This window comes from Caulobacter sp. HMWF025 (assembly GCF_003060965.1).
Classification (GTDB): domain Bacteria; phylum Pseudomonadota; class Alphaproteobacteria; order Caulobacterales; family Caulobacteraceae; genus Caulobacter.
The window spans coordinates 1-4387 of the sequence record NZ_QAII01000063.1 but is presented as its reverse complement, the minus strand read 5'-3'; the positions used below and the strand labels follow the sequence as shown (position 1 = coordinate 4387).

The following is a 4387-nucleotide window of genomic DNA, read 5'->3' as shown; positions in this document are numbered from 1 at the left end:
CGAACGGATAGAGCGTCACCTTCAGGCCGCGCCGCTTCAGTTCGGCGATGGCCTGCAGCACGCTGCGGTCGGCCGGCGTGCCGCCATAGGCCACGGCCCCGTCGTGGCTCGAGATCAGTCTTGCTCCGGCGCGATCGACGCCCCCGGCCCGCCAGTCATACGGCAGGGTAGCCTTGGTCGCCTGTTCCACCCCCGGCCGGATCTGGCAGGTGCCGCAGCGCAGGTCGGTCCCGAACCATGATACCACCAGGGTCACATGGTCCACGGCCGGCAGCTGGGCCTGCAACTGGTCCAGCGAGACCAGCAGGTCGGCCCGGCCCTCGGGATTATTGACACTCTCGGCCCGTGTCCGGGTCAGGCCGTCGCGGCGCAGCACCGCCTCGGTCGCATAGACAAACTCGCCGGCCCCCGGGATCAGGCACACCCCGGTCAGCCGCTCTTCGAGGCCCGGTGCCGCACCGGGCGCGCCGGGCCGTCGGAACACCTCGAACGACAGCTGCGGCGGCCGGTTGCCGAAGGCCTCGAGCGCCAGATCCTCGAACACCGCATAGGCCAGGTCACGATAGGCCGGGGCCGTGCCCTCTATGGCCTCGATCAGCGGATCGGGCCTCTGGTCGGCGGTGCCGTGATGCAGCCGCATCGTCACGCCGCTCATGTCCATGACCTTGCCGTCGGCCCAGACACGGCCGATCCCGTCGATGGGCCCCTCGGCCACGGCCACGGCGAACGAAAGGCTGTAGGCATAGGCCGCCGTGCGCGGTCCCTTGCCGCCGCCGAGCCGCCGTTCGACCCGCCGCTCGCGGAAGCGCGCCGCCCAGATCACCTGGCCGCTCACCCGGGCCCGGCCGAACACGCAGGGGATCCCGGCTCCCTCGGCCGCCCCGGTCAGACGCAGCTGGGGGATGCGCGGCCCGACCATACGCGGGGCCGTCAGGCTGTTCAGCACGGCCCCGTCAACCGAGGCCCCGAGCGCCGCGCCGATCGCTCCGCTGACAGGGCCGCCGAGGGCCGCCCCGACCGAGGACAGGATCATCTGGGCCATGACGTCATCTCCTGTGGAAAGGCAAAAGCCGCAACCAGCCGCTCGCGCCACCAACGGCCCAGCCAGCTTTCAACGCAGGCCCGGCCCCAGTAGGCGTGGAGGATGCGGTCGGGGCCCGACTGGATCGCGCAGTGGCGGGCCGGGGCGTCGGGGCTCATGCGGAACACCAGCACATCGCCGGCCTGGGCCTGCGCCAGGTCGAGCGGCTGCAGCCAGCGCCCGAACGCCTGCAGCAACAGCTCGCCGCCGCCGCGCTCGGCCCAGTCCGGGCGGTAGGGCGGCAAGGCTTCCGGCTCGGCCCCGTACAGCGCCCGCCAGACCCCGCGTACGAGGCCGAGGCAGTCACAGCCCGCGTCGAGCGTGCTGGCCTGATGGCAGTAGGGCGTACCCAGCCAGCGGCGGGCCTCGGTCAGGACAGCGGTGCGGTGTGCATCCTTCTCCCCTTGCGGGAGAAGGTGGCCCCGGACCGCGTCCGGGGTCGGATGAGGGGTCGCTCTGACCTGACCACTTGCAGCCACCTGATCCGCCGTCGCGGCGGATATCGCCATCAACCCCTCATCCGGCGCTGCGCGCCACCTTCTCCCACAAGGGGAGAAGGGACCCTTCGCCCCCCTCACCGCTTTCCCCCGTCATGACGCTCACCCTCGGACGGGTAGAGGGTCAGGAAGTCCTCCCCCGCCAGGGCCGGAAAGCCGCGGAAATTGACGCCGTTGGCGAAGGTCATGGTGCAGGTCGTCCAGCGGCGATCGCAGGTCGCGCCGGGATGGGCGGCGAGGTCGACGCCGCAGCGGGCATCGCCCAGCACCGCATCGCAGAGCCGCCCGAACACTCTTCCGGCCACGCGGTCGAGGGCGGCCAGCGGCCCCTCCAGCTCGGCGGTGAAGGCCTCGCCCTCGCGGCGCAGCCTGGCGATCTGCGCCTGCCACAGCAGCACCCGCAGGCCAGGATCGCTCCAGTCCACCCGCCAGCAGGCGACCCCGGCCCCGTCATAGAGCCCGGCCTCGAGATCGGCGGCCGTCAGGGCTGCATCGTCCAGCCCGCCGAGCGCGGCGGCCAGGCCCGGCGTGAACCCGGCGGCCGTCTCATGCGCCCCGGCCGTCCAGCCGGTTGCGGCCCGGCAGGCGACACCCGCGACGGTGAGGTCGGCGTCATGATCGGTAAAGCCCAGCACGGTCCCGTCGCTGCGGGTCAGGATCAGGACGTGGCACAGGCCGGCCGCACCGCTTTCGATGCGCTCGGCCAGCGCCGGAGGGATCTCGCGCATCAGACTCGCACCTCGACGAGAGGGCAGGCCGTGACCCGCGCGGCGGCAAAGCCCTCCATCTGCAGGTCGAGGCGATCGAGGTCGAACCGCACCGGCGTGTCGAACTCGAAACCCGCCGTCACCAACGCCCCGGCGGCGGGGGCCGTCGCCAGGGTGACAAGCCCGCTGGAGGCCTCGACACTGAAGGCGGCCGGGGCCAGGGCCACGCCGGCCACCGCCACCCGGACCGTGCCGGCCACCGGCTTGCAGACCGGACGGACCACCGCCTCGGGGCCGCTGCCATAGGTCTTGACCAGGGCGAAGGCTGTTCGGGCTCCGTCGCCGGTGCCCAGGACCTGGTCGGTCGCGGCCGGCTGCCGCGACGGCACGCACGACTTGAAGTCGGCCGGATCGCGGAACCGGAAGCCATACAGCCGCCCGCGCCGGGCCTCGAAAAAGGCCACCAGCTCGGCCGCATCGTCCAGCGGACGCGGGGCCGTAGCGATCAGATAGCGCCGCCGCCCTTGCGCCCAGGGCGTTGAGCGCCGCTCGTGGCCCGAGCCGAGGGTGACGACCGCCGTGCGCCGCTCGACGCCACCGGTACAGCCGAACGCCAGCCGCGCCGGCAGGCGGATCTCATGGAAGGCGCTCATGGGCGGCTCCTGATGTTGGTTGTGGATGGGTGCGGCCAACGCCGCAGGCCCCCTCCTGACCGCGGAGCCTGTCCTCGGGCACGCGCTTCGCGCGGACCCGGGGGCGGTCGTCCTCCCCCAGAGGGGGAAGACCGGCTCATCTTCCCCCTCCGGGGGAGGAGGGCCGCAGGCCCGGAGGGGGCGAGTGGCACGGCGACTGGCGAGCAGCCGGCGATTAAGTCTGCGTCATGACCCGCTTTTCACTTCGCTTGCGGGGCACCGGCTACTAGGTTCCGGCTTGTCCCCGAGGGGTGTGGGCCCGCCGAATCCGGCAGGCCACCACAGCAATCGCGTCGGGGACCGGAGACCAAGATGGACTGGAAGAACCTGTTCTTTTCCCCCGAGGGCCGCATCGGTCGGCAAGCCTTCTGGATCGGCTGGCTGTGCCTGCTCGGGGTCAATGTCGTGACGGGCTGGATCCCGCTGTTCGGCTGGGCCCTGTCGCTGGCGACGATCTATTGCTCGGTCTGCATCCACAACAAGCGCCTGCATGACATGGGACAGACCGGCTGGTGGCAGGCCCTGCCGTGGGTGTTCGGCCCGCTGCTGGTGTTCGGCTCGGTGGCCTCCGTCGGGATTACAGCCATCGCGGCCGGCCTGAAGGGCGGCCAGCCGGAGATGGCGGTGCTCAGCGCCGTGGCCGGCATGTTCATCGCCATCTTCATCGCCTTCGCGGTCTGGCTGGCCTTCACCCTGTGGGTCGGCTTCAGCCTCGGCCAGCCGGGCGACAACAAGTACGGCCCTGCGCCCCAGACCACGGTGATGATCTGAGCTTTTCCTTCCCCCTTGAAGGGGGAAGGGTTCCGGCCTTAAAGCCCCCGCGCGCCCAGACTGACCGCGCGGGCCAGGGCCTGGGCCAGCTGGGCGTCCGAGCGGGCCAGACCGGCCAGCTCGCCGCCCTGGACATTGACGATCACCGAGACGCCCCCGCCTCCGGACGGGACAATCTCGCCCGCGCCCCCGGGACGAAACACCTCCGGCCCGCGCTCGCCGACCAGATAGGCCCCACCGGGCAGCACCGGTCCGCCCTCGGCGCGGGCCCCGGCGAAGCCTGAGGACAGGGCCTGGGCCAGACCCTGGGCCAGATCGCCCCGGCCGAGGGTCTGAGCGACCACCTCCATCACCGCCCGGGCCAGTTCGGCCAGCGAGATCTCGCCGTCAGCGGCCGCGCGGGCCAGGGAGCGGGCCAGACCCGCCCCGGCCCGGGCGAAGGCCGCATCAATCGCGCCGGCCGCCTTTTCGGCCGGAGCCTGCAGGGCCAGCAGCGCCGCCTCGGCCTCAGCGGCCCGGGCCGGCAGGCCGCCCAGGGCATCGTCGTCAAAGCCGCTCATCGGCGGGTCTCCTCATCGGGATAGAGGTCGATCAGGGCCTCAAGGCCCGGACGCCCGAGGACCGGGATCAGGGACGGCG

At 72.3% G+C, this 4387-nt stretch carries 5 protein-coding genes and 1 pseudogene; 1 reads left to right on the top strand and 5 read right to left on the bottom strand.

Features of this window, described 5'->3' with window-relative positions; genetic code table 11:
- The 4 genes and pseudogenes from DBR10_RS07855 to DBR10_RS07840 all read right to left on the bottom strand — a co-directional run.
- A pseudogene (locus DBR10_RS07855) lies at positions 1 to 1042 on the bottom strand (baseplate multidomain protein megatron); the annotation flags it as partial.
- Positions 1030 to 1590, bottom strand: a complete 561-nt coding sequence (locus tag DBR10_RS07850; RefSeq protein ID WP_108556246.1) for an NlpC/P60 family protein — start codon at positions 1588 to 1590, stop codon at positions 1030 to 1032. The gene DBR10_RS07850 and the pseudogene DBR10_RS07855, both read right to left, overlap by 13 nt.
- Positions 1591 to 1655: 65 nt before the next feature.
- Complete coding sequence (locus tag DBR10_RS07845; RefSeq protein ID WP_108505405.1) at positions 1656 to 2306, bottom strand: baseplate hub domain-containing protein; 651 nt, start codon at positions 2304 to 2306, stop codon at positions 1656 to 1658.
- Positions 2306 to 2938, bottom strand: a complete 633-nt coding sequence (locus DBR10_RS07840; protein WP_108505406.1) for a DUF2460 domain-containing protein — start codon at positions 2936 to 2938, stop codon at positions 2306 to 2308. The genes DBR10_RS07845 and DBR10_RS07840 overlap by 1 nt, the downstream gene beginning before the upstream one ends.
- Positions 2939 to 3289: 351 nt before the next feature.
- On the opposite strand from DBR10_RS07840, the gene DBR10_RS07835 reads away from it, so the two are divergent.
- Positions 3290 to 3748, top strand: a complete 459-nt coding sequence (locus tag DBR10_RS07835) for a DUF805 domain-containing protein (protein WP_108505407.1) — start codon at positions 3290 to 3292, stop codon at positions 3746 to 3748.
- A gap of 38 nt (positions 3749 to 3786) precedes the next feature.
- Here DBR10_RS07835 and DBR10_RS07830 read toward each other — a convergent pair whose 3' ends face one another.
- Positions 3787 to 4308 (bottom strand): phage tail tape measure protein, encoded by a 522-nt coding sequence (locus DBR10_RS07830; RefSeq protein ID WP_108505408.1) that lies wholly within the window; start codon positions 4306 to 4308, stop codon positions 3787 to 3789.
- Between the last annotated feature and the right edge of the window lie 79 nt (positions 4309 to 4387).